Below are 25755 nucleotides of genomic sequence, written 5' to 3'. Positions count from 1 at the left end.
ATGGCTTACGATATCTATGGCGTTGCTGCTTAGCTAAATCAAGAAGCCGCGATCTGAGCGACTACATCCATTAACACTCGTCTTAACTAGAAGCTGTACAACAAAGCCCGCATAAAGCCCGTTCACTTGCTCTTGACAATTGAATGTGACAAATAGCACCTGATCCATTATGACCTATTGTTTCATTATCAGAGGATGAAAAGCAAAAATCCAAATTTCTCTCAGTCCCTTCCAGTCGCTTCAAACATCAACTAAGCCAACACTTTCGTTCAAGAGTTATAGGAACAATGGCGCTATTTCGAAGATAAACTAAAGAGCAGCAATACCAATTTTTCTCGATCCCCACCTCTACAGATAGCCCTAGGCCGCAATAAGAGAGGAGCTAACAAGGTCACACAGAGCATAAACGAAAACTTAAAGAGTAGCTTGTAACTACTTTCGACGAGAATCATTTACGACATGATACTCCCTCAACTACTGATACGATAGAATCTAAAGCCTTCCTAATGGAAGGCTTTTATCATTCATATTGAGTTAGCGAGATAACCAATTAATCACGCTCTCGGAGCTTGGTATCCCGCCTGCGTGAACCACTTCTTCATCCATGACAACGCCTGGTGTAGACATCACGCCATAATTCATGATCGTTTCAAGGTCGGTTACTTTTTCAACCGAAACATCAACGCCTTGCTCTTCCGCAACTTTCTCAATCAGTTTCGCGGTATTAACGCAGTTGGCACAACCTGACCCTAGTACTTTAAATGCTTTCATGTTTATCTCCTAAAATTGCCAGAACGGTAAGTTAAATATCCACCCCATAACAGTAAACGCTGTTAGCAGTAGACCAAAAAGAAGTCCCAGTAAGCGCCATTGCATCACTTGTTTTAGCATGACAAATTCAGGCACACTTGCAGCGACAGTGCTCATACAAAACGCTAATGTCGTGCCTATGGGAAGACCATTTCTCAGTAAACTCTCCATGATGGGGATCACACCCGTCGCATTAGAATACAAAGGGATACCAATCAATACTGAAGCTGGAACAGACCACCACTGACCCGCGCCTAAGTGGGCTTCTATCCAGCCATCGGGTACAAAGCCATGTAAGCCTGCGCCTATACCCACGCCAATAAACACCCATTTCCAAACCCGACCGATGATTTCAACCATCTCTTGTTTGGCAAACTGATGTCGATATGAAAGTGTGATTGCAGACTCTTCGTTACTAACGTTCAGATTTCCCTGAGTATGCTGTTGGGCTTGGGCTTTCTGCATGGCCTTTGCTGCAAATGGCTGTAACCAACGCTCTGCTCCTATCAGATCCAGCAACCAGCCACTCAACATCCCGATAAGCATTCCAATCAGGACGTACATGATGGTGAATTTCCATCCAAGTAGACTAAACAGAAGCAATACTGCGATTTCATTGATCAATGGCGAGGTAATCAAAAATGCCATGGTGATCCCAAGTGGGATACCTGCGGAGGTAAAGCCAAGAAAAACGGGAATACTTGAACATGAGCAAAATGGGGTGATTGCACCGAAAACACTCCCCGTCACATAGCCAAAAAGACGCCGTTTTCCTGCAAGATAGTGGCGTACTTTTTCAACATTTAAAGAAGCGCGGAACAAAGCAATGACGTAAATCATGACAATCAGCAACACCATGATTTTACTAGTGTCTTCTATAAAAAAGTGAATAGCATCTGCCAGCTTAGTACCTTGCTGCATAGCAAATAGCTGGTAGGTCATCCAATCAGCAAGATGGGTAAAGACTTCAAACATATCGGCCCCTTCAACCTCATAATTTGTCTTTGATGTCACTAAGACGAAGTTGGTGCCGAAAGGATGCAAAGAATTTTTTATTATCTTCGTGCTTGGGAAAAGTGATTTAGCTCTGTTTAAGTGATAAGTGGAGGAAGATGTGATGGGGCTTATTGTTAGGTTGACCACGGCTTGTTTAGCGCCGTGGTCATTTCCTGAATGCCTTCCTCTAAATCTAACGAAGATCTCGATGTTTAAATGAAGAAGTAGCTATACAAACAACCCGCAGATATCGCCATACTGAGAATGACAAACAAGAACGCGGCAATCATTTGGTTCTTAAAGATAGATTTCAACAAAACCACCTCGGTGAGGCTTGCACCAGCACTACCTATGATAAGTGCCATTACTGAACCGAGAGCCATACCTTTTTGCACTAAAGCCGCACTTAACGGTATTACCGCTTCCGCTCGGATATACAATGGAATACCGATAATTGCAGCAACTGGAATCGCATACCATTTGGTTTCACCCGCGTATTTCGCAATGAAATCTGTTGGCACAAAACCATAAATAATGGAACCAATTGCAATCCCCATCATGAGGTATGGAAACACTTGTTTAAAATCTTTCCAAGTAGAATGCCAGACTCGCATCCAACGACTTGGTTGTTTTGTTTCAACGAATGTCGCACTTGAACTGCCATTGGCAGAGCAACAAGATATTTCCAGTTTAGGCTCAGCTTTTAGCGTACGCTCACCACAACATGATTTTGTGGCGACAACTGGTGTTGGTTCACAACAAGAACGAGGGCTACAGCTTGATGCTGATTCCTTACTTGGCTCCCCACAGGATGTGCCACATGAAGAGCCACCTGCCGCTTCATACGCCTCAGGTTTTACATAGCGCTCAAACCCCAATTTTTCAAGCACATATCCCGAAACCACAGACACGGTCATTGCAATCACGAAATAGAACACGGCAACTTTCCACCCAAAGGTGATGACAAACAAGCCAATGATCACAAGGTTAAGCAATGGGCTGGCAAATAAAAACACCATCATAGGGCCAAAACCAGCTCTCGCTCTTAACAACCCTTTTAAGAATGGGATTGTAGAGCAGGAACAAAATGGTGTAATCGAACCTAGTAAGGCAGCGATGAACCACCCTTTTCCTCCCTTAGAGCTAAGGATTGATTGAATTTTTTCTGGTGTAAGTACTTCTTGCAACGCACCTACAATATAACTAATTACTAGGAAAAGTATGGTTAGCTCTATCGCTAAAAAAGCAAACATATCAAGTGCTTCATTTACCATGGTGGCAATTTCTTGGTTCATTTTGAATCTCCGAATCACATTCTCAACAGTAACAGTGTTCAACCAGCTAGAAACTATATTTCGATAATTCTGGAATTTTAGTTTTTTGACAAATGCCAGTCAATACCATAATTCTAAGAATATAGAAATATTGAGTGTGTCGTTTTTCACTGTATCGAAGTCAGCCTGAACCTGTTTGTCAGATATTAATGATTCCATTATCATCGAAGTATTTTCGATACGATTGTTTAAAGAGACTACAATGGAACTTGAAGAAGTAGCGAAAGCGCTTAAAGAGTTAGGGCATGCCACTCGGTTAAGTATCTACAAGGTTGTGGTTAAAGCGGGTCATCACGGGATAGCGGTGGGAGTCATACAAGAGGCACTTGGCGTTCCAGCGTCTACACTTTCACATCATATATCTAGCTTGGCCTCAGCAGGTTTAATCTCTCAACGTCGTGAGGGACGTACCTTATATTGCGTAGCCGAATATGATTGCTTAGAGGCAGTAATCAACTTCTTACAGCAAGAGTGCTGTAGTGATGAAGAATAGGAAAAGGCTATATAGATCGACTTAGTGAGTTAGAACTAATGCGATTTTAGAGACTATCGCTATCTTTGAAAAAACAGCAAACACGCTGCTGTTCGTCGAAACGTATGTGACATTGCGCTTGCAAAATACTTTTGAGTTTTTGTCGGGCGCGTTGAATGCGTGATTTGGTTGCCACTAACGTAAGTCCATTTTGCTCGGCAAACGCCTGCTGAGTAAGACCTTGTAGGTCGCACTGTTTGATGATTTCGCTTTCAGGCTCAGTCAGTTTTGATAGCGCTTTAGGTAGGCATTGCGCAAGGCTATCGACGGCGGGGAGTTCATGTTCTTCCGATAACGATTCATTATCACTCAGATCCTGAACTTGTTCTTGATTCGCCTTACGTTGCTTATCAATGAGCATATTCCGTGCTACCCGATATAGCCACGCTCTTTGGTTTTGAATATCGCAAAACGCTTGCCTCTGCTGTAATGCCTTTAAGAAGGTATCTTGTAGTAAATCAAAGCTCAGCTCAGGATCACCTGTTTGCTTAAGCAACCAGTAATAAAGTTCGGACTCGTAAAGATGCCATGTCTCAATGAGACATGGCACTGCTGAAGTTTGTTTCGAAATACTGCTCTTAGGCATAATATTTACGCTTCATCCTCAAGGCGACGTTAACCAAAGCGATTAAGACAGGCACTTCAACCAAAGGTCCAATGACGCCTGCAAACGCTTGATCAGAGTTTAACCCAAATACAGCGATTGATACGGCGATAGCCAGCTCGAAGTTGTTACCAGATGAAGTAAAGGCGATGGATGCATTTTGGTCGTAAGGGATCCCCATACGCTTCCCGATGTAAAAGCTCACAAAAAACATCACCATAAAATAGATGATAAGTGGCACTGCAATACGGAGCACATCCATCGGTAACTCAATGATCATTTCACCTTTCAGGCTAAACATCAAAACGATGGTTGCCAAAAGCGCAATCAGGGTGATTGGCGAAATACGAGGGATGAACACTTCGTTATACCACTGTTCACCTTTTGCTGAGACCAATAGCTTACGACTTAGGAAACCAGCTAAGAAAGGGATGCCTAAATAAATTAAGACGCTTTGTGCAATGTCCCAGATAGTGATGTCAACAACGAAACTTTCAAGACCAAAGTAAGGGGGCAAAACAGTGATAAACAGCCATGCCATAAAACTGTACGTGACAATTTGAAACGCGCTATTTAAAGCGACTAAGGTTGCACCGTATTCTTTGTTTCCGCCACTGATATCATTCCAAACCAACACCATAGCGATGCATCGAGCAAGGCCGATCAGAATAAGTCCCACCATATAGCCAGGTTGATCGCGCAAGAAAATGATAGCCAAGATGAACATCAAAATCGGTCCCACGAACCAGTTCATCACTAAAGAAAGCGTTATCGCGCGTTTATCACGAGTTACCTCACCTAAAAGGCTATAGTTCACTTTCGCCAACGGTGGGTACATCATTAAGATTAAGCCAATGGCAAGTGGGATATTGGTTGAACCAACAGATAGGCTTTCATTCCACTGAGCGACTTGAGGAAATAACACGCCAATCCCGACACCAACTGCCATTGCAAGAAAAATCCATACGGTTAAGTATCGATCAAGAAAACTCATTTTTTCAGATGCGCTGGTTTCGACACAGCTTGAGACATTACTCATACAAACCTCTTTCATTTAAAATTGATAAACCAACGGAATAGAGCATTATTCGTTCACACCATTCGAACATGATTTTCCTTTGATGAACTGCAACTCTGCCTCGACAAATGTCAAATTATGCTTAAGGGTTATCTCCAGCACTTGCTTGACCCAAGGAGCTAGCGCGGGGTTGATACGGTAGTAAACCCACTTACCACGTCGCTCATCCAGAACAAGCTCGTGCTTTCGCAATTCGGCAAGATGCCGAGAGACTTTGGGTTGACTGAGATTCAGCGCTTCCATGAGATCACAAACACACAACTCTCCTTGCTTCTGCATTAACAGCAGAGACTTAAGCCGAGTTTCTTCAGAAAGTGCTTTGTAAAGCAGGATCGGATCGAACATAGGAACTATTCAACACTATTAAACATATGAAATATCATATATCTTATTTTCCATATGTGTCAATTTTTCAATTAAACATGTGATTCTGAGAGATAAGTTAGATTAGGAAAAGTAAGTCGATAACTATGAGAAATTAGCGTCTTAATATTGAGACTAAATCGGAATGGGGCAAAGGTGTGTTTGCTATGATCGGCATGCTTTGCGAAATTAAGTGGCACTGATTTGAGATTAACTACCCCATTCCCACGCATGGGAATCAGCCATGATCGGCATACTCAATGAAATCCAGTGCCGCTGATGTGAAGTTAGTTACCCTATTCCCACGCATGGGAATCAACCTAGATCGGCATACTCAATGAAACCGAGAGTCGCTGATGTGAAGTTGACTCCCCCATTCCCATGCATGGGAATCAACCTAGATCGGCATCGTCAGTGAAAACCAGTGCCACTGATTTGAAGTTGGCTACTCCATTCCCACTCATGGGAATCAACCTAGATCGGTATCTTCAGTGAAAACCAGAGACGCTGATATGAAGTTGACTACCCCATTCCCACGCATGGGAATCAGCCATGTTCGGCATACTCAATGAAATCCAGTGCCGCTGATTTGAAGTTGGCTACTCCATTCCCACCCATGGGAATAAGTCAGAATCGGCAGGTCAATGAAATCGAGAGTCGCTAATGTGAAGTTGACTGCCCCATTCCCACCCATGGGAATCAGCCATGATCGGCATACTCAATGAAATCCAGTGCCGCTGATGTGAAGTTGACTACTCCATTCCCACGTATGGGAATCAACCTAGATCGTTATGGTCAACGAAATCGAGAGCCGCTGATGTGAAGTTGACTACCCTATTCCCACGCATGGGAATCAACCTAGATCGGTATCGTCAGTGAAAACAAGTGCCACTGATTTGAAGTTGGCTACTCCATTCCCACGCATGGGAATCAGTCAGAATCGGCAGGTCAATGAAATCGAGAGTCGCTGATGTGAAGTTGACTACCCCATTCCCACGCATGGGAATCAGCCATGTTCGGCATACTCAATGAAATCCAGTGCCGCTGATGTGAAGGTGACTCCCCCATTCTCACGCATGGGAATCAACCTAGATCGTTATGGTTAACGAAATCAAGTGCCGCTAATTTGAAGTTAGCTGCTCTATTCCCACGTATGGATTGCTTTATTCTAGGTTATTCATATTACTGTTGCGCTGTAAAAGCCTACACCTTTAAATTCAACTCGAATGTAAACTGTAAATTATAGATAAAAATTAACACCACTACCTTTCATTAAATTATTATTTAATATAACACATTACATTATTGCCACATGGCAAAGAAATATATCATTAAAACAAATAAACAATAGCCACTCACTACCACACTAAAAACAAGAAACATAAAACATAAAAACTTGAAAGACTTAGATAGATAAGCTATAAAATAAAAACCAACCCATAAACAATTATAATCATGAACAATAAAGTTAAAGATATCATTGATAATATATTAAAAAACATTTTCAACCATTTAGCGACAAGAAATTCATTCACTCTTTACTACAATGAAGTTTTTCAAGAGTTAGAAATATCACTTGCTCAAGATATACCTAACCCCAACATCTCTTATCCCGCAATTAACTCAATATACTTAACAGAACACTGGCAAAACAAAGGAGTTTTGAACTATTTAGTAGAGCGGTTACTTGAGCTAGAGTGGGTAAATGGTGTTGTAATTCAATCAATAACCAACCCTATTTTAGGAATGAGCTTGCTACACAACCCCAAATGGATTCCGATTATAAATACTAACCAGTTCCATCGGCTGGATTGAATTATCCCGCTCGTGAGAGATAATAAAGAATACTATGATTTTTTTTTACAAACATTCGAAAATAAAAGGCCTGTATTCAGTACATTAGATCTATCTATACTAAAAGAAAATTATATAAGAGTTACTAGTAGAAAAGAAACAGACATACCGTATCTAACAGATGACCAGCTATGTGGATTCGCTCCAGAACATGATGGTACTTCGCTAATCAAACTATCAGAGTGTTATTATAATAATTATAAGAGTCAAATCACAGCATTAGCTGAAAATCACGGCATATCAGCGCATCACTACATCGGTATGTCTAATTTTTTTGATAGTTTTATAACTTTAAAAAACCCACGTAGTTAAACTATGTTATAAAAATTAAAAACGAATAAAACTCACCTTATTTAAGGCATTAACATTTCGTATAAGTAACGCAATATCAGTTGAGATCACTTCCGATTTTAGGAATGGCAATTACAGCTAGCTAGTTCATTCCCATGCATGGGAATGAATTAACCACCGTAAAAACTAACAAAAGATCACAATAAATATTCAATAATTTGATCTACACGTTCTTGATCAAACTCTTTAAAATCAACCATCTCTCCCATAGCTACAAGTTGCTCTCTTGTTGGGTATCGTAAAGTTCTTAAGTCTGTCGCATTTACTTGGGTATGACCGTTCATCTGACGAAAATATTTATCTACTAACGTACTATTCAGGAATACCCATAGGCCTTTTGCTAGATCATCATCTAACGGCTTACCAAGTGCATGAAAGTAGTTTGTTTTATTCTCAAAACCCACTACATCAACACCTGCAATATCAGCCGTATAGATTGACGCAACGATTCTACGTTTCTCTTCTTTGGCAGTGAGTCTACGAGTTAAGACGTAAGTTCCATTCTTAACCATCAGGTTAGCAGTGCTTTCGTTGTTTAAAAGCGCATTGGGCTTTTTCGCATTTTCTACTGGCCATTCAATCGCACACTTTTGGAGGTGTTGCGGAAAGATTAAAGGCACCGAACCATTAACAAAGTCCATGCTTAAATTTTCTCTGGTGCGAAAGTCTACAACTTTACCTGTGCTTGCCTGAATACCAAGATCTTCGAGTGAACACGGTAAACCACCTGCTCTGGTCGCTACGTTCTGTTCTTCTTCATCAGTGATGATATGAATAAAACGTTCTGGATTGTTTTCACTTACTACTCTGTCAAATGGTACTTCATAAACATACGGGTTTGGGTCTTCAGCACAAGAGCTAGAGGTAACAATAACGGTGTCTCTTTGTGTCTCGCCTTTTGTTAAATGGTAAACAACGTTTTCTTGTAGCACTTTATCAGCTTTAAACGCTGATTTACGGCTATTAAAAACGTGAATTTTGTTAATTGAGCACGAATCTAATAGCAACCTACGAAAATCGTTGAAGTATGGACCGTTACAAAATGAACGCGGGGTAATTGCAACTAGTTCCCCCCCTCTTGTAATAGCTTTATTGCTAACCCTACAAATGCCGAGTATAAATTACCTGTTTCAAAACTAACCTTTCTCAATGCTGACCGTTCTGTGCCACTTGCAGCAATTTTTAAGTAAGGAGGGTTTAGAATGGCTTTATTGTATGTAGGTCTAAAATCATCACCTAAAAGCTGTTCTACTGAATGTTGAATAAAATCTTCTTCAACTACGGTTTGATCCCACTGGACACCATACGATTCACAAGTATTTGAACAATGTTTTAATGTATCTGATAAATAGTGATTCATTACACTTGATAATTCGAAGCAAGTTGAATCAATGCTTGTTGCATCACTCTTTACTCGTTCAACAAACGCAGCAGTTAAAGAGCCAACACCTGCCCCCGCATCAAGAAGATGATGCTCACCCTCTACACTTTCAAACATATCAGCAAGAAGCTTAGATACGGCAGAAGATGACATAAACTGACCTAACTTTCCTCTAAGCTTTTCATCGAGTTTTCCATTTGCCTCAACTCGGTTTGCATCTGCTATGTCATTTAAGTTAAGTGGTAAGTCTTTAGCCAATTCGGACATACATGTTTTTTTATACAGTAATTTATTGAATTCGCAGTATCGCAAAAAACCTGCACAAATGGAAGAAAAAAACCTGCACATAGGTTACATTGAGGAACTTGAAACTTTAATGACTGATAATTAAAGAAATGAAAGAGAAAAAACTAGAACAAGCAAAGGAAATTCTCAAAGCTTTAGGGTTACCAAAGCAGCAATACAACGATAGATCTGCTTGGGTGTTTTTAGCACTTGCGAATATTAAACCAAACGATGATTGGCAGGCTTCAACTGCCCCCCTGCTGCCAACTGTAGATATTATGGATTTCATACGGACTGAATATGGTAAGGATTACAAGCCAAACTCTCGTGAAACGATTAGAAGGCAAACTTTACATCAATTTGATCAAGCTCAAGTTGTTGACAGAAACCGTGACAACCCTGCACGAGCAACAAACAGCAAGGACAATAACTACTCTTTAAATGCACCTATCATTGAGATTCTTCACGCCTACCCAAATGGCGATTGGAAAGCACTTGTAAACAAATTTCTTGATGATGTTCCTACACTCCAGGAGATGTATGAACGAACTCTCAACAGAGAGAAGATTCCAGTGCTATTGCCAGACGGTAAGGAAATAAAACTGTCCCCAGGTGCTCACAACCAGCTTCATGCTGATATTGTTCATGAGTTTTGTCCTAGGTTCGTGGGTGAAGGAGGTAAGGTCCTCTACATTGGCGATACAGCAAGTAGCCGTGACGAAGGTGGGAAACATATGGTTCTTGAAACTGAATATTTCGAATCATTAAACGTGCCTCCTATGTCGCACGACAAACTACCAGATGTTGTTGTTTATGATGAAAAGCGTGAATGGTTGTTTCTGATTGAAGCAGTGACAAGCCATGGTCCTGTAAGCCCTAAGCGATGGCTAGAGCTTGAAGAAGCCTTGAAAGATTGCTCTGTCGGTCGTGTATACGTGACCGCATTTCCTCATAGGGCTGAGTTTAGAAAAAATGCAGCGGACATTGCGTGGGAAACAGAGGTTTGGATTGCAGACAATCCAGATCATATGATTCACTTCAACGGTGACCGTTTTCTTGGTCCACATGATAACAAGCCTGAAATTAGCTGAATTAGTCTGAATGCAATCTGTCAGTTTCGTTACCTCAATGGAAACAAATCTGGCAGGTTGCCCTAAATCGGCTCTGCCCAGAAAGTTGTTATGCCACAAGCTTAACACAGATGATGCAAAACTGATTTCTCTGACATAGTTTCGTTCATCATTCTTTGCATAATCACTTCTATGCGTAAGAGAGACTTAGCTAAACTGCAAGTTATCGCTGCGATAATCCGCTATCAGCTATTTTCTCAACCATCTTTAGATCTGGAGGTGTCCACGCTTTTCGTCCTGCCATTATTCCGTTCCTCTTGTTTTGCAGGAACAGTGTTCTTCGTAGCTTTTTGCTTTTTTAGCTTTAAGTCGTTCTGCACGTTTAGCTTCTTCTATTAGCTCTATCTCGCGCTTTTCTTTGCCATGCTCTATCCACCACCCTCCTATAGCGATAGCGTCACCTTTCTTCTCATTAAGGTTTCCTGCTTTTTTTGGTGAGAATTTCGGGATAACGAGAGTGCATTTCGATAGCTGGTTCTAGCTTGTCTTTGCCGAAACCCATATCTATTTTCCACTTTCTAGGTGAGACTGTGTGGACTTCAAGACCTGCTTGTTCAGCAGCTAGCAGTAAGCATCCGTAACTTCTGCCATGCCCAAAAGCAGTTGTAGGAGTGTCTCTGTGCTGACCCCAGAATTGCTCACAAACAAAAATGGCATAGGGAAAGTTAGAGAGAAGTGGAACTGTCCTATGAAAATCAATGATGGTCCTTGTATTTATGTATTTTGTCTTTTTTATATAAACACGGTCGATGATCTAATTATTTTCAAAAATAGCAATGGCACCTGAAATGCGTAGCGAGTAAAATATAAAATACATTTAACACCACCCTTTTATTATAAGAATTCTTTTAATTATTAAATGTCATTTTAATTAAATTTATAATTATAATCAATTTATATTATTTAAAGATATCAAACCTCCTATCCTAGATAGAAATAAAAAAAGCCCCATCGGGGCTTTTGATTCTACTTTGTTTAGTCACTTATATGTTTCCACAGGTCGTAACGTTCTATATATCTATTGACATCATCTTCATCTACATCTTCAAGCTCATGAAATACGTTAGATGTGAAGTTAAAATCACCGTAATGCAATCCATCTTTGCATTCTTCAATAAACTCATCGTATTCCGCTTCATTTTCAAAAAGCTTGTAAGCCATAAGTTTTTCATCATTAGACCATAATTCTTCGAGTTCATGACTTTCAGCTAAAAGTACAATCTCTTCACTGTCGATAACTTTGTATGCATATAGACTAGTAGTTCTGTAGTAGAATGTACCAGTGATGCTGCTCTCATATACTTCTTCTTCAAGTTTTCTGTCTATTAAAAATTCGATTAGTTTTTCCATTTTTAAATTCTCTTTTTATTATAGTTTTAGGTTTAATTGTTTTTATGTGTTTTCTCACATTGCATTTCTATTAGTGCATAACTTTTTCATTATGCTTCTTTTCTAAGTACTCATCAGTTTTGTTGAACAAGTACTTTTTAAAAGCTATGTTTATTTTTTTCTCTTTCATGTACTCATTAAAGTCATGCATGATTTTTGGTGCGTGTCTGCTTACCCCCCCCATCAATAGCCTATCCGTATTTTTAGGACAGCTAAAAGGTTCTCTGTAGTCACCTCTCACTGCATTCACAGAAGCAACAGCTAATGTCTCACCAGTTTTTAATGACCTTACTTTTATATCTATATTTCTGTTCGAACCGCCCCACGCATGAACTTTTCCAGCTTCTATTTCTAATTTAAACTTGTCGTCAAAAGTACTAGTTAATGCTTCAACTCTATCTAGCTGAGCTTGCTGTTGCGCTTGTAAATCTGCTTGTTGCTTGTAAAGTAAATCTATTGCTTCGTAAACCATACTCTAAACCTTTTTATTATCATTTTATTTCTTTAGTTTATGTTTACATAATAAGCATTTACTTTATAACTGCAAACAATAAATTTAAATGAATCGGATTATTTTAAATTAATTTTTATTTTTAACTCAAATTATACACAAGTTAAATATTTTGTCAGATTACAGGTTTTAATAATTAGAAATCTTCAGAAAATAAAAAAAGCCCCGACGGGGCTTTTAGCTTGTGTTTTTGGTATCACTGATTTTTTCTTGCTATCTCTCGAACCTCTTTCATTTTCTTTTGATCATCAGTAACAATGATTTCAAGAAGTTCGAGAACTTTAACCTGTAGCTTGCTGCATTTCTTTCCCGCGAACGCTTGCTGAACAGTGTTCCTAGACAACCCAGTCAGTTTCACCACACTGCTAACAGGGTTGATGACTGAGTTGTTGTATCCGTGTCTTTCTTTGAGCAGATACTTGTCTGCAAATTCAATTACTTCGTTAGTGTGTTGCATGCTGCGCCTCTTTATTATTTTTATTAAAGCCCCCCCCCCCCGCAGGGGCTTCTTGGAGGATTATGATTCATAGCGCTCGGCTAGCTCATTAATCAACGCATACCGCATTTCACTTACTTCATCGATAAAACTACAATCAAACAAATCAAACTTATAATCTAGTTCGTGAATATCGATGAACTCCCACAGGACTCGTGCGCATACATCATCTTCACTGAGAATGCTCTCTTCGAAGAATCGGTAGACAGTACCGCTTTCTTCGATCATGTAATCAACATCCCACTCTCTTGAAAGCAGACTTTCTTTTTGTGCTGCGATAGCTTTTGTCATTAGAGATAGAAGGAGTTCTTTTTTACTTTCAACTTTTATTTCAGTTTCTTTAAAATTTTTCATTTTTGTATTTTCCATTTTTATTATTATTTTATTAGCTTTTTGGTGTTTAAGTGTTTTCCTTCACTGCATGATTTTATTCGTGCAACCTAGCGATGGTATTCAAGCACATCGAATTTATGGCTAATCAATGACGCACTGACATCAACAAATTCATCAATACATTCAGTATCAGTGTCTTTAGTAGCGATTAGCTCACCATCATAGTAAAGCTCTAGCATGTCACCATCTTGTTCTAGCTCGAACTCTTCTGAGTCATTGTCTTCAAGTTCAGCAATAAGTGTCTTGATGTATTCATCATCTTCAGTCTCCACGCCCTCTTCAGCTTCATTGGCTTCATTGGCTTCATTGGCTTCAACTTTTGGTAGAGTTTCGATTACTTTAGAAAGCTCGAATCCTTCTTCAAAAGACATAAGCTCAGAATCTTCACAGTCAAGAAAACTTCTGTTCTCAATGTGAATTACAGCGACAAACTCAGCATCAAGTGTAATGTTGTAAGTAACGTACTTGTCAGCAAGCTGACCGTCATCAAAGTTGCTTTCTTCAATTCTTGTTTCTTTTTCAACTAAAAGTACTTGGTTGTTGTAATTGATTTTGAATTGAGGTTTCATTTTGTATTTTCCGTTTTTTTATTATTATTAGCTTTCGGTGTTTAAGTGCTTTCCTTTACTGCATAATTATATTATAAAGTATTACATTATAATTGTAAATAGTAAAATTATAATAAATCGTATTTTTAATGGTTATTTTTTATTTTATTTTATTTAAAAAAATACATACAGAGAAGATAAATGAAAAATAGAAGATTTGAAGAATGGCGCTTGTTGTCAATTGCGTCTTTAGTTTGTTTAAACTCATGCAACTAAAACAGATAATTTATTTAAGATAAAAAAATGCCCTGACCAGTAGCGACAGGTCAGGGCAGAAAAAGACCCCAGTTCCAACTGGGGTTAAAAGCTTTGTAAAGTATGAGTTGACGTACAATCACCTCACGCTTTTAATATAACAAATTAACACATTATAATCAACATTTAAATGTCACTTTCAGCCAAATCAAATTGCAAATAAAACAATGCAAGTGTGCTTTTATCTTTTAAACCGTCATTTATTATATTAATCGCTTTTCTTTGTGTACAAAACAGCATTTCACTTAAAGCTTTACTAGATGCCTTGTTTCTGTATGTGTAACCATTCTTGATCAATATTGATGACACTTCATTTCCGCTCAGGAATGGTTTTGATTCGATTAAATTATTAACACTATGCATGTGCATTTACCTTCTTATTATTTATATTATTATCTGTGTTTTTCTGCTGCCGCTTTTTCTGCTGCGACTTCCGCTTCAACTCTAGCTCTTTCACTTTCTCTTCTCTTGTCATCAACAAGAACGAACTGCGCTTGAATTTCGTCTATTGCATTGCTTTCAAACAAAGCTGACTTGGCAAGCTTGTGCAACGTGTAGATTTTACCATTCGTGGTGTTGCCCTTTCTGTTTCTCTTCTCTTCAAATCCAAGTGCAGTCATGATTTCTTTAAGTGCTCTTGATGCAGCCTTTTTACCTTTTGTGTCTGAGCGCTTCTTACCAGCTTTTAGTTCAGATAGTCCTGCCGCGTTAAAAGTTGATCGATGCTGTTTGTCAACGAGATGGTTGTAAACTGCTGTAGTGTCTTCAACTACGATTTCAGTGTCTACACTAAGCTCTTTAACTCCAAGCGCATCAGCTAGCACCTTCATAGCTTTTGCCTCTTTTGAGTTGGTGCCTCCGTTAAGCAAGTTGCCTTTAAGTGCTTTCAGGAAATCTTTTTTGAAAACTTTGTTAAACTCATACACATCTTCATCAACACGCTCAGTGCTAATGCGCAGTCTTTGTGCTATCTCGTACTTCTTAACTGCGTAGCTTTCATCTGTTGTCAGTTCTTCTTTTTCTTTTAGTTCTGCAATTGATACATTGTTAAGGTTAGGTGCTTCAGTAGTAGCTTTCATCTCTGACTTTTCGAAAGCTTCTTTTGATACTTTATCTGCTTTTGAAGCTGCCTTAATTTCTTCAAAATCAACATCAACACGCTCAACATTAAAACCTAGTAGCTGTAGTGTTTTAGCTAGCGTAAATCGAAGGTTACTTTTAAGTAGCTCATCTCGAACAAGAAACTCAGCTTCTAATTCGCTAGTGATATTGCCTTTGATTGCTTCAGCACGATAATCAGTGTAAGCAGCAGCTTGTGAGAATGTCGGTACAGCAAAAGTCAACCTGATTGCTGTTCTAAGTCTTCTTGCTAATTGCACCAGTGCTGCTGGCTGAATAACGCGATTACAAAGCACTATGACTTCATCAGCATGATTTGCAGTAATGCTGAAACCTTCTTTTAAGCAAGGTGATACAATAACAGTGCGGTATTTAACGATTTCCTTGTTAGGATTCTTAAGAAATGCACGTTGCGCTTTCCCGCTCTTATTTTCGCTGTGTACGACCAGAATTCCCGCTTTTAGCGCTTTATTGTAGTCAACCTTACCTTTAGCGTTTGTGTAGCCTGACTGCTCGACCAGGCGGTCGATTTCGCTTTTTCTGTCGCAAGCAATGAACATCGGATTTTTACCAAGTAACTTTTTAGCTATTAGCTCCTGATTCATCATCTCGATGCTATCGACAGTAGTAACGATATCTCTGTATATGTTTTTACGCATATTCACAGTTTTAACTTTGCGACCAAAGGCTTTTGCATACTTTACGGAAATCGCGTCAGTAGCATCGGCGTCCATAAAAATAACTTTCTTGTTGCTTCTTATAGTTTGAGCTAGTTCTGCTCTAATCGTTCTTTTAGCTAACTCGCTAATATAGTCAGATCGCGGATCGAAGATGGACTGTAAAACTTTCTCGCACTCATCAATGATGATGGTGTCCGCTTCTTTTACTGTCTCTGCTGTAAAAGCGTTGGTAAGAGAGTTGACAGTAGCACTTAGATGAGTCGCATTTTCAATGACATGCATTTGTTCATCATAAAACGCTGAGGCAACATTTGATGGTGTGTGCTGCTTAACAACAGCGATAAGACCTGTAATAGTAGCTGTCTTGCGTCCTTTACTTGCTTCTCTTTCAATTAGAGCTTTTGCAAACTCAGTTTTGCACGTACCCGTAGGAGAGCGCAGAACAACCACGTTACGCTCGTTCTGAGCGAAAACTTCCATCTCCATTTCGTGAAGTTCGTATGTATTGTGGTCAGCAGTGAGAGTGACAGATTTGATGATCTCTTCCATCAAGTCGGAATGAGATTCTTCGTAGATAGCTTCTACTTTTTCTGTGCTAACGCCAGTCCATTCGATAAGGCTTTTCACAGCTTCTTCATCGGATGGAAGTACTGAAGGAACTAGAGATTTAACAGCCTTGGCGCTCTCTCTAAGAAGCAGCTCAGAGTTGAAGTGGTTAAAAGCTTCGCACACATATTTAGCAAAACTTACATCACTATTACCTGTGTTGATTCTTGTGTCAGTGCTTATGTCGTGCATATTTAGCTTATGCTTAATCGCAGTAAGAGCAATGCTTGATGCATACTTAGCTTTGAAGTCGAAGTGGATAGCTGCAATTACTTTATCTTTAGCCTCATGCTTTCTGATAGTCAAAACAAGATTGTTTTGAGGTGTAACCACTATTCTATCTGTAGAATTGAATTCTTCTGCTTTAGCTAGAAGTGTTTCATCATCTGATAATATGAAGAGTTGAGTGTCTACTGCACTTTCTCCTTTAATGCAACTGCACGTCATTTTAAGAACTGCCTTTCCCTCTATGGGGATTATAATTATACTTTACTCTTTCAGTATAAGTGAATTAATTTCACTTTACAAGTTATAATCTTATAATTTAGCTATCTTTACCAATACAGAAATTAAAGGTGAATTGATTATTTTTTATTATACATGAGTGCTTGGTTTTTATTTTATACAAAATGCTTCGCATGTTTGCTTGCTCTATCTGTTGTTTGCTTATTGCTTGCTTTTTTATTCACACTAACCTATGGATTATCTAGTGTTGATTTATATATAAAATAAGTAAACCACAGCCCATACCTCAAACCTTATCTGGCAAGGCTTTAAGGAAGATTTACTTTCAAAATCACCAAAGAGAATTTTTTTTAAAAACAAGGAGCATAAGTACCCATTAAAATCTATTAAAAATTCAAAGGTTATACCAGGGGAGTTAATTGGGATGCGAGTTTGGAGTGTGGTTATAAAAACCCTCATAACTATCACCCCCAGAAATATTTTTCTTCATTATATTTCCTGACAACGCTATGAGTGACGGTGGTTCAATTTTCGGTTAACTATAATCATAAGGAGCTAGATTATAAATATTATCGTCATAAATAAGTTCGCTAAAGTGATTGATATAATAAAACCAGTTTTAAATATTATATTTACCTTTAGCGGTTTTGATTATATTTAAATGCAAAATGCTTCGCATGTTTGCTTATTCTATCTGTTCTTACCTTCGGGATGATTTTTTATTCACACTAAACTATGGACTATGTAATGTTGATTTATATATAAAATAAGTAAAACATAGTCCATGCCTAAGCCCTTATCTAGAAAGGCTTCAAAGCGAGTTAGAGCTTAAAAATAGATAAGAGCCAGTTTCTAAACTCAAAGAAATATAATATGCACAAATAATGAATAAAAACTCAAAGAAGATAAACGGATTAGGGGAAGTTAACTGCAAAGCAGTTAACACTTCTTCTCATTCCTCCCTCTTTGGAGTGTCAGAACTTTTCCCTCTTTTTCTTATATAAAATAATATTTTTTCTCTGACACCTGAACCCTTGTAGAATAAGGGCTGAAGGCACTTTCGCACTTAAGTTTTAAAAGTAGCTAAAAGATCGTAAAAAATCACAAGCATGGACATGTACGAGTAGAATCAAAACCATAAGGAAACTCTTCTCTTGACTCTCTCCGCCCCGACCGAACCAGGAAGAACTCCTTCCTAGTTGAACGGCGCACAAAATCACAGAGATGGGGATTCACAAGCAAGATGAGGTATAATGCCGACCATCTTTAATCACCCTGAGTGTTTATGATGAGACAAGTTAAGAAGCAGAGCGAGAAGATCGGTCGCACCAGTCGAGCAAAAATGCTTCGTCTTGCTGATGTAGCTAGAAGGGTAAGAATTCGACTTGAAGAAGTTAAAGACAAGCAATCAGACAGGTTAGATCGTTAATCAGATCATTCACTAGATCGAGCTACACTCGCAAGATCCAGTCCTTCAAGATTCAGATCTCGGTTCAGTTCCCCGTTTAACAGTTGAATCGAAAAAAACAATGTGGGGAACATCAAAAAAATGCAATTAAATCACCTTCTTGACTGCTGTTCCCCAATTTGTTCCCCAAATTATTCACCTCAAGATTAATGCAAATAAAAGCAACAACTTAAACACATCATTCAGAGTACGCCAGCTCCACCAATTCATAGTTTAAAGACGTCCTAGGGCGTCTTTTTTCTTGCCTAAAACAACCTAAAATCAATAACTTATCATCCATTAACATCCAAAGACGTCTAACTACTTCTTTGATCTTTGGGTACACAACAGGGTACACTGGTTTTAATGAGTTAATCTGGTGTACCCAACATGGCAAAAATCACTACACGTCTAACAGACAAAGATATCAAATCAGCGAAGCCCAAAGATAAAGAATACAACTTGTTTGATGGTGATGGCCTTCGATTACGTATCAAGCCTAACGGCTCAAAACAGTGGATCTTTAACTACTACAAACCCATTACAGGGAAGCGAGCAAACCTTAGCCTAGGTAAATATCCAGACTTATCTCTTGCCAATGCTCGTAAAAATGCAATAGCAACCAGAGAGCTGCTAGCTCAGCGGATTGATCCTCAAGAAGAACGAAAACGCCAAGAACTCGTTCACAAAGAAATCTACGAACATACCTTTGCTAAAGTCTCTGAAGATTGGTTCAACCTCAAAAAGCACGAAGTCACTCCAGACTATGCTGTCGATATCTGGCGCTCACTAGAACTTCATGTATTTCCGCAAATAGCGAATACGCCAGTAAAAGATATTGATGCCCCTCTTGTTATTGACCTACTTAGACCTATCGAAGCAAAAGGCAGTTTAGAGACGGTTAAACGCTTATCTCAACGTTTAAACGAAATAATGAACTACGCGGCAAACTGTGGTCTTGTTAAAGCTAATCCATTAACAGGCATTCGAGCCGCTTTCAAAAAGCCCAAAAAAGAAAACATGGCAGCACTAGCACCAGACGAGCTACCAGAGCTCATGGGAGCTATCGCAAATGCCAGTATAAAGCGTACTACTCGTTGTTTAATTGAGTGGCAACTTCACACTGTGACACGTCCTTCTGAAGCCGCAGGCGCTAAATGGGATGAAATTGAGTTGGAAGAAAAGATATGGATCATTCCAGCAGAGAGAATGAAAAAAAGAAGAGAGCACCGCATCCCGCTCACTGAGCAGATGCTGGCGCTATTAGAAGTAATGAAACCAATTAGTGGACATAGAGAGTTTATCTTCCCCTCAGATCGAGATCCTAAAAAGCCGTGTAACAGCCAAACGGCAAATATGGCATTGAAACGCATGGGGTTCAGAAATAGACTTGTTAGTCACGGCTTACGTTCTCTCGCAAGTACCACACTCAATGAACAAGGTTTTGATCGTGACTTAATTGAGGCGTCATTAGCCCACGTTGATGATAACCAAGTACGTAGCGCCTATAACCGAACTGATTATCTTGAACGACGTAGGCCAATGATGTGCTGGTGGAGTGAGCATATAGAAGAGGCCGCCAAAGGCAGCCTTTCTGTTACTGGTACTAAACAACTGAAAGTAATATAGCCCTAAAACAACTATCTTATTTCTTGTTTGTATTTTTACTCTCGATAAATTCGGAAAATTTCATATGCCCTTGCAAACGGGGTATATCGTCTTTACAGACTTTTCCTTGCGCTAGCATATGCTTAAAAGCCCTAACTTTATTACGGTAGCCTTTGGTTAAAACAACTTTATCTTCCTTGACTAACAGCCCGTGGACTTTGAGTCTTTGCCCCTTCTCAGTATCAGCAAAGAATGTTTTATCGCGGTTTAACGAAAAAGTACTTTGCTCAAATATGCTATCAAGGGCTTCCGGAAGCTCTTGAATAAAATCTCCGCTACCAGAAAACACAATGTCATCAGCATAGCGAGTAACTTTCAAATCATACTTATCTGCCAATTGTAGGAGTTCTTTATCCATATCTCTCATCACTAGGTTTGATAAGACAGGACTTGCCGGAGAACCTTGTGGTAAAACTTCATCTAGTGAGCATAAGTTCGCAATGAATTTTGCTGACTCAGGTAAATAACCAATGCTTACCAAAGCTTCTGTGACTTTCTCTGATGATACTGAAGGGAAGAAGTCTGCAATGTCCACAGAATACACCCACTTAGCACCTTCGTGCATCTTGGCGGCATCGACAAAAGACCGTCCTTTGATAAAACCACAAACATGAGAGTCAAACGAGATTGCGCTACTCAGATGATAACCTAGCCACTTCTGCACCACTTTCAGCGCAACTCGAGGGGAATGAATAGTTCTTAATTTCTTTCCATGCTTAATCTGAAAGGTTCGATAGAACTTATACTGATTCTTAGATAAGGCGTATACAAAATCAGTTGAATAGCCAAATAATACAGCTAGACAAGGTGCAGATACCGCTGGAGGAAGAGAGTTCTCATACAAAAATTGAATATTCTGCTGGTATTTTTCAACCTGAGAAAGCGGAAATGACTCAATGAACTTATCCATCGAGTTGAAAGAAACTAGGAGCGGCGCGGCATTCATGACACTGTACTTTTTAAGATGTTTACAACGATGGACGAACGTCCAGCCGGGCGAAGCACGGATGGACGTTCGTCCATCGGTGTTTCTGTGTCAAGCCTTCGCAAACGGGCATGATACACACCCTCGCGACAATTTATCGCCGCTCCGTTTTTCAATTGGACCATTTTCTTCTACCTAAATCAAGTGCTCTTACTATATCTGAATTATTTCTATTTGAGGCACTAGGCAACACATTCAGTCCCTTAAAAGTAAGACAGTATGTCGCAGTTTCTTTCTCTCGAACGACTAGTTTTTTTTTGATTAATTTGTCTAGCTGCCTATTCAACCAACCTCCTCCAACGTGTTCATAATCACGAGATAGAGAGTTAACTATTTCTTCTATGGTTGCTGGCTGCGCTCGCTTAGTTGCAGAAAGAACCTCAATAATAGACGGAAACTCAGCTTGATTATCAATCCAGCGCAAAGCAACATGGCTTACCCCAACGGGAGATAGTATTAACTCTAGATGACCTTGAATGGCTTTTTTATTAGCCCTTTCGATACTATGGAGACTAACCTCAACGCTCACGCTTTGGGCGTTTAAAAATTCAATGCTACAATCCGCAATATCATCAGGAAAAGTTACCTGCAATAAAGTTTCAAAACTCACCTTTAATTTATCTAACTTCTCAGAGTCGATAAGCAATACTTCACTCCTGATTTTATACTGCTCATTTAGCTTATCTTGCAAGTTACTTAATTGCTTCTTGGAAATGAACCCCTGACTTTTAACCTCACTCACACGGTCTTTTGGTACGTAGAATACATAACAACCATCAGATGAACGAATCGTAACATCAGAAACAAAGTAACTCTTAATTAAAGCCTCCAGTTCAGGGGAATCTAACTTCTCAAGCAAGACCTAACTCCTTCCATACTTTTCTTAGTCTTTTACAAAGGGCTTCTGCTCTATTCGGCCACATCTCTGCAGATGTGAGCTTGTGAATCTCTAAGTAAATCACCTTATCTTTTATAGCAGTTTTAATTTCAGGCTCGTAATCAGCCAATATTCTAGCCGCATAAGCATGCCTTAATAATTCCGCCAACTCTTTAGCAACGGTATCAATTTCAGTAAGGATACGACTACAATCCCCTTGAGTCATTAACCCTTTTCGCTTGAAACCTTCAGCTACAGGTTTAGCTTTTTTCTTTAAGCTCATTTCGAGCAGTGCTGGAATATTGCCATGAGGTGTTCCCTTCCATCCGCTATTTAAAAAGCCTAAGGTCTCTCGAGTAACTAAAAAAGCTGCGTAATAATAACGGTTAAATGCACTCCTACCTAACAAATCCGCATTCGTTGTTTCAGGTTCATTTAATGCTAATCGCTGCAATTCATTACCAACATACTTCATCAATAATGCTCTTCAATATAACCGTACGCCTTGGCGAACAGCTCTTTGTCTTTTCCTAAACCAAATTGGGCTAATGTCAGTAACAAGGCCTTTTGAATCTCTCTTGGGCCACTGTTCGAGCTCTGCCAGCCTTTAAAGCGCTTGACTTTTACAATCTTATCTATCTGCTCGACGACATCACCAATTACCTTAGGTGTGCTTTCAGGGCGTGTTTCTAAAAACAATTCTGTTAACGCCTGCTTGTTATCTTCTTGGGTTACTGGTGAATCGCCCGTTTCACGCTCGGCTTGTACAGTGTCTTTAGCTGTATCGAGTAGACCTTTTAACCAATCGATAGCTTTGATTACGCCTGCTTCATAATCCTGGCGTAATTTCTCTAAGCGCTCACCTAATGCTACGAACTGCGGGTTACCGCTACCTCGTAGACGGCCCATTAGATCGATTTCAAGCTGGCTTGCGCGCTTCTCTTGTTCTTTCTCAGTCAAGGTGAAGATAGCGTGCTCATCCATAACCAACTCATCAATATCATCACGAATACGATTAATGTCGGTATGTTCATGGATCATCTTTATGGTTTCTGGGCCTAGCGCAGCCCACACGAGCGAGCCTGTCTGACCTACTGGACGAACTGATTCATAGATTTGAACCAGCCACTTATAATCGGCTCTGTAAGGCGTAAGGAAAGCGTCTGGGTTAATTGCAGACCATAACTTAGCTAATACGCCGAAAGAGGCTGCAAACTCATCGCGCTTTTCGTTAGTCGGTAAGCAAGCTTGCGCTGCCATAATGCCTTCAAAGCCGTCGATGGTTCTGTCGACGTTAGGGAAGAAACTTAAGCACTTATCTAACTGAGCTGGCAATAGCTCTTTAAAGGCCTCAATGCCCTCCACCACACCGTCGATTTCTTCAGGATCGTATGCCAGTGCGGTACGCAAGTTCTCAAACACGCCAAGGTAATCAATGATAAGGCCCATTTGCTTGCTAACATTGTCAGTCTCGTACAAACGGTTAGTACGGCACATCGCCTGCAACAAGGTATGGTCACGTAATGGCTTATCTAAGTACATGCAGTAACAGATAGGTGCATCAAATCCTGTTAACAGTTTTGCGGTAACAATCAACAGTTGAAGTGGTTGTTTTGGATCTTTGTAATCCTCAATTAGGCTCTTCTGTTTTTGATCATTGCCGTCTATCTCTTGCCAGCGTTCAAAGTCAGACTCAATGATAGGTAGCTCAAGTTCTTGCTTCCACTTACGCCAGTCTTTATTGACCTTACCCTTTTTACTCTCATCGTCGTCTTTGATCGGTGCTTGGTCGACGTTCATAACCACTTCAACCGCATCAAAGCCTAGTTTCTTACCGAGTAAGTAATACATCTGAACACAAGCGTCTCGGTCATAGACTACAACCATGCCTTTCATCTGCTTTGGCTTTACATGGCTTACAAAGTGATTGGCAATATCTTCACTTACTGCGGCCATACGTTTTGGCGCCTTCAACATAATCGCTAAGCGACCGGCGCGTTTAGACAACGCCATTTTCTCATCATCATCCAGGTCGTTGTCTTTGACCATTTGTTCAAAGGCTTCATCAATCGCGGCACGATCCACTCGAAGCTCAGCCAAACGAGGCTCGAACTTGACCGCATTAGTTGCTTTATCTCGTATGGATTGCTTATAGCTGTAGCGGTTCATGTAACGCCCTTCATCCTCTTCGGCACCAAAGAGTTTGAAGGTATTACGGTCGATACCAGAAATCGGCGTACCTGTTAAACCATAGAAGTGAGCGTGAGGCAGTGCCCAGCGCATTTTGTCGCCGAGCGAACCTTCTTGAGTACGGTGCGCTTCATCCACCAGCACGATAATGTTGTCACGACTGTTTAAACCGTTTTCATTGCTCTCATCGATTTCGACGTCTTTAAACTTGAAGACTGTGGTGATCAAAATACCGCGACTATCTTGTTCAATATGCTCGCCAAGCTTTTTACAGCTTTGTACTTTGATGAGGTTTTTAACATCGGCCCCACCGAAAGTTTCATTAATTTGGCTATCGAGATCTCGTCGGTCTACCACAATAAGAACGGTTGGATTTTTCAATTTATTATCCGCACGAAGCATGCGTGCGGCATAGAGCATAAGCAAGGACTTGCCTGAACCTTGGAAGTGCCAGATAAGACCTTTTTTCGGATAGCCTTTTTTTACACGTTCAACAATTTGCTTTGCGGCTTCAAATTGCGGGTAACGCGGCAGAATCTTAATGCGTTTGGGGGGCGTGTCTTTGCCTGTTTTCACAGTAGAGAACAGCGCGAAAGACTCAAGCATTTGTAGCAAAGTTTCGGGATCCAGCAATCCTTCACAGCTATCAAGTACGGTAGCTAAGCTAGCTGGAATTTCATCTCGCTGATCGGTTTTATGCCATGGCCCCCAGTCTTTCACTCGGGCATTGATTGCACCATAAGCAAAGGTGCGACCTTCAGAAGCAAAACACAGAAGGTTTGGCACGAAGAAAGGCTCAACATTTTTCCAATAGTGCTTTTGTCCGCCCATAAAATCAGCAGCGCCATCTTGCCAAGTCACACTTGAACGAGTAGCAGATTTTACTTCCCCCACCACCAGCGGAATACCGTTCACATACAGAACGATATCGAAGAACACCTCTGTCGCGGCAATGAAGTGAACCTGTTGAGATACAACAAAGTGGTTGTTTTCAGGGGTATCAAAGTCAATTAGCTTGATAGTAATATGGTCGCCGTTCTCGCCAAACGGTAGGCTTTTCTCAGCCATTAACCATTCATGAAAATTCTCGTTAGCTTTGACTAAGCCTGTATGTTTGGCTTCCAACATCAAGCCACGAAGTTTGTAGATAACTTCATCGGCATAATCGGGATTTTTGCCAATATCGGGGTTTAACGAACAAAGCGCATCTTTGAGCCAAGTATCGACGAAGATATCGTGTGTTTGCTTGGGTAAGCTTTCACCATGGCAGTAATTCCACTTCACTCCGCTTAAGCCTTTTAAACGGTCTATGATTCCATTTTCTGTGACGGTTTGTTCATTAAACATT

At 40.0% G+C, this 25755-nt stretch carries 24 protein-coding genes; 5 read left to right on the top strand and 19 right to left on the bottom strand.

Translation table 11 applies throughout. The features are described 5' to 3' along the window. Window positions 1–534: 534 nt before the first annotated feature. The 3 genes from AC3D28_RS00650 to AC3D28_RS00640 form a co-directional block, all read right to left on the bottom strand. A complete protein-coding gene (locus AC3D28_RS00650; RefSeq protein ID WP_488535230.1) occupies window positions 535–771 on the bottom strand; it encodes a thioredoxin family protein in 237 nt (78 codons plus the stop codon). Between the two features lie 9 nt (window positions 772–780). Further along, the gene (locus AC3D28_RS00645) at window positions 781–1785 is read right to left on the bottom strand and encodes a permease (protein WP_488535229.1); all 1005 of its coding nucleotides are present in this window, start codon (window positions 1783–1785) and stop codon (window positions 781–783) included. A gap of 233 nt (window positions 1786–2018) precedes the next feature. Then, window positions 2019–3101, bottom strand: a complete 1083-nt coding sequence (locus AC3D28_RS00640) for a permease (RefSeq protein WP_488535228.1) — start codon at window positions 3099–3101, stop codon at window positions 2019–2021. Window positions 3102–3342: 241 nt separating this feature from the next. Here AC3D28_RS00640 and AC3D28_RS00635 point away from each other — a divergent pair, with 241 nt between their 5' ends. Continuing rightward, window positions 3343–3633, top strand: coding sequence for an ArsR/SmtB family transcription factor (locus tag AC3D28_RS00635; protein WP_488535227.1), 291 nt, complete (start codon window positions 3343–3345; stop codon window positions 3631–3633). A gap of 46 nt (window positions 3634–3679) precedes the next feature. On the opposite strand, the gene AC3D28_RS00630 is transcribed toward AC3D28_RS00635, so the two are convergent. Genes AC3D28_RS00630 through AC3D28_RS00620 form a run of 3 tightly spaced genes read right to left on the bottom strand, consistent with a single transcriptional unit; the run spans window position 3680 to window position 5699 of the window. Next, window positions 3680–4258, bottom strand: coding sequence for a sigma-70 family RNA polymerase sigma factor (locus tag AC3D28_RS00630; RefSeq protein ID WP_488535226.1), 579 nt, complete (start codon window positions 4256–4258; stop codon window positions 3680–3682). Continuing rightward, window positions 4251–5315, bottom strand: a complete 1065-nt coding sequence (gene arsB, locus AC3D28_RS00625; protein ID WP_488535225.1) for an ACR3 family arsenite efflux transporter — start codon at window positions 5313–5315, stop codon at window positions 4251–4253. The genes AC3D28_RS00630 and arsB overlap by 8 nt, the downstream gene beginning before the upstream one ends. A gap of 45 nt (window positions 5316–5360) precedes the next feature. Then, the gene (locus AC3D28_RS00620; protein WP_488535224.1) at window positions 5361–5699 is read right to left on the bottom strand and encodes a metalloregulator ArsR/SmtB family transcription factor; all 339 of its coding nucleotides are present in this window, start codon (window positions 5697–5699) and stop codon (window positions 5361–5363) included. 1473 nt (window positions 5700–7172) lie between these two features. On the opposite strand from AC3D28_RS00620, the gene AC3D28_RS00615 reads away from it, so the two are divergent. Continuing rightward, complete coding sequence (locus tag AC3D28_RS00615; protein ID WP_488535223.1) at window positions 7173–7532, top strand: hypothetical protein; 360 nt, start codon at window positions 7173–7175, stop codon at window positions 7530–7532. A gap of 527 nt (window positions 7533–8059) precedes the next feature. Here AC3D28_RS00615 and AC3D28_RS00610 read toward each other — a convergent pair. Both AC3D28_RS00610 and AC3D28_RS00605 read right to left on the bottom strand, forming a co-directional pair. Beyond that, on the bottom strand, window positions 8060–8854 hold the full coding sequence (locus AC3D28_RS00610) for a hypothetical protein (protein ID WP_488535222.1): 795 nt from the start codon (window positions 8852–8854) through the stop codon (window positions 8060–8062). Window positions 8855–8985: 131 nt separating this feature from the next. Then, window positions 8986–9570, bottom strand: coding sequence for a hypothetical protein (locus AC3D28_RS00605; protein ID WP_488535221.1), 585 nt, complete (start codon window positions 9568–9570; stop codon window positions 8986–8988). 128 nt (window positions 9571–9698) lie between these two features. Between AC3D28_RS00605 and AC3D28_RS00600 the strand changes: the two genes are divergently transcribed. Next, entirely contained in the window at window positions 9699–10679 is a 981-nt protein-coding gene (locus AC3D28_RS00600; RefSeq protein ID WP_317409460.1) for a BsuBI/PstI family type II restriction endonuclease, read from the top strand. 1014 nt (window positions 10680–11693) lie between these two features. Here the strand turns inward: AC3D28_RS00600 and AC3D28_RS00595 are convergent. From AC3D28_RS00595 to AC3D28_RS00565, 7 genes are all read right to left on the bottom strand, one after another. Continuing rightward, entirely contained in the window at window positions 11694–12068 is a 375-nt protein-coding gene (locus AC3D28_RS00595) for a hypothetical protein (RefSeq protein ID WP_317409459.1), read from the bottom strand. A 70-nt stretch (window positions 12069–12138) separates the two neighbouring features. After that, on the bottom strand, window positions 12139–12579 hold the full coding sequence (locus AC3D28_RS00590; protein WP_488535220.1) for a hypothetical protein: 441 nt from the start codon (window positions 12577–12579) through the stop codon (window positions 12139–12141). 235 nt (window positions 12580–12814) lie between these two features. Then, on the bottom strand, window positions 12815–13075 hold the full coding sequence (locus AC3D28_RS00585; RefSeq protein ID WP_488535219.1) for an ATPase: 261 nt from the start codon (window positions 13073–13075) through the stop codon (window positions 12815–12817). Window positions 13076–13135: 60 nt separating this feature from the next. Continuing rightward, window positions 13136–13468 (bottom strand): hypothetical protein, encoded by a 333-nt coding sequence (locus AC3D28_RS00580; RefSeq protein WP_488535218.1) that lies wholly within the window; start codon window positions 13466–13468, stop codon window positions 13136–13138. A gap of 86 nt (window positions 13469–13554) precedes the next feature. After that, window positions 13555–14076 (bottom strand): hypothetical protein, encoded by a 522-nt coding sequence (locus tag AC3D28_RS00575; RefSeq protein ID WP_488535217.1) that lies wholly within the window; start codon window positions 14074–14076, stop codon window positions 13555–13557. A gap of 420 nt (window positions 14077–14496) precedes the next feature. Then, complete coding sequence (locus AC3D28_RS00570; RefSeq protein ID WP_488535216.1) at window positions 14497–14733, bottom strand: hypothetical protein; 237 nt, start codon at window positions 14731–14733, stop codon at window positions 14497–14499. Window positions 14734–14762: 29 nt separating this feature from the next. Next, on the bottom strand, window positions 14763–17222 hold the full coding sequence (locus tag AC3D28_RS00565) for a DEAD/DEAH box helicase family protein (RefSeq protein WP_488535215.1): 2460 nt from the start codon (window positions 17220–17222) through the stop codon (window positions 14763–14765). A 1303-nt stretch (window positions 17223–18525) separates the two neighbouring features. Here AC3D28_RS00565 and AC3D28_RS00560 point away from each other — a divergent pair. Together AC3D28_RS00560 and AC3D28_RS00555 are read left to right on the top strand one after the other, a co-directional pair. Next, window positions 18526–18669, top strand: coding sequence for a hypothetical protein (locus AC3D28_RS00560; protein ID WP_488535214.1), 144 nt, complete (start codon window positions 18526–18528; stop codon window positions 18667–18669). A 408-nt stretch (window positions 18670–19077) separates the two neighbouring features. After that, complete coding sequence (locus AC3D28_RS00555) at window positions 19078–20316, top strand: integrase domain-containing protein (RefSeq protein ID WP_488535213.1); 1239 nt, start codon at window positions 19078–19080, stop codon at window positions 20314–20316. 16 nt (window positions 20317–20332) lie between these two features. Here the strand turns inward: AC3D28_RS00555 and AC3D28_RS00550 are convergent, their stop codons facing one another. The 4 genes from AC3D28_RS00550 to AC3D28_RS00535 form a co-directional block, all read right to left on the bottom strand. Further along, a complete protein-coding gene (locus AC3D28_RS00550) occupies window positions 20333–21301 on the bottom strand; it encodes a reverse transcriptase family protein (RefSeq protein WP_488535212.1) in 969 nt (322 codons plus the stop codon). A 151-nt stretch (window positions 21302–21452) separates the two neighbouring features. Beyond that, window positions 21453–22199, bottom strand: a complete 747-nt coding sequence (locus AC3D28_RS00545) for a hypothetical protein (protein ID WP_488535211.1) — start codon at window positions 22197–22199, stop codon at window positions 21453–21455. After that, entirely contained in the window at window positions 22192–22692 is a 501-nt protein-coding gene (locus AC3D28_RS00540) for a hypothetical protein (protein WP_488535210.1), read from the bottom strand. The genes AC3D28_RS00545 and AC3D28_RS00540 overlap by 8 nt, the downstream gene beginning before the upstream one ends. After that, complete coding sequence (locus AC3D28_RS00535; protein WP_488535209.1) at window positions 22692–25754, bottom strand: type I restriction endonuclease subunit R; 3063 nt, start codon at window positions 25752–25754, stop codon at window positions 22692–22694. The genes AC3D28_RS00540 and AC3D28_RS00535 overlap by 1 nt, the downstream gene beginning before the upstream one ends. Window position 25755: the final 1 nt, after the last annotated feature.

The sequence above is a fragment of the Vibrio sp. TAP-3B genome, assembly GCF_057784735.1.
Note: the sequence above shows the minus strand (reverse complement) of the source record. Positions and strands in the feature narration are given on the sequence as shown.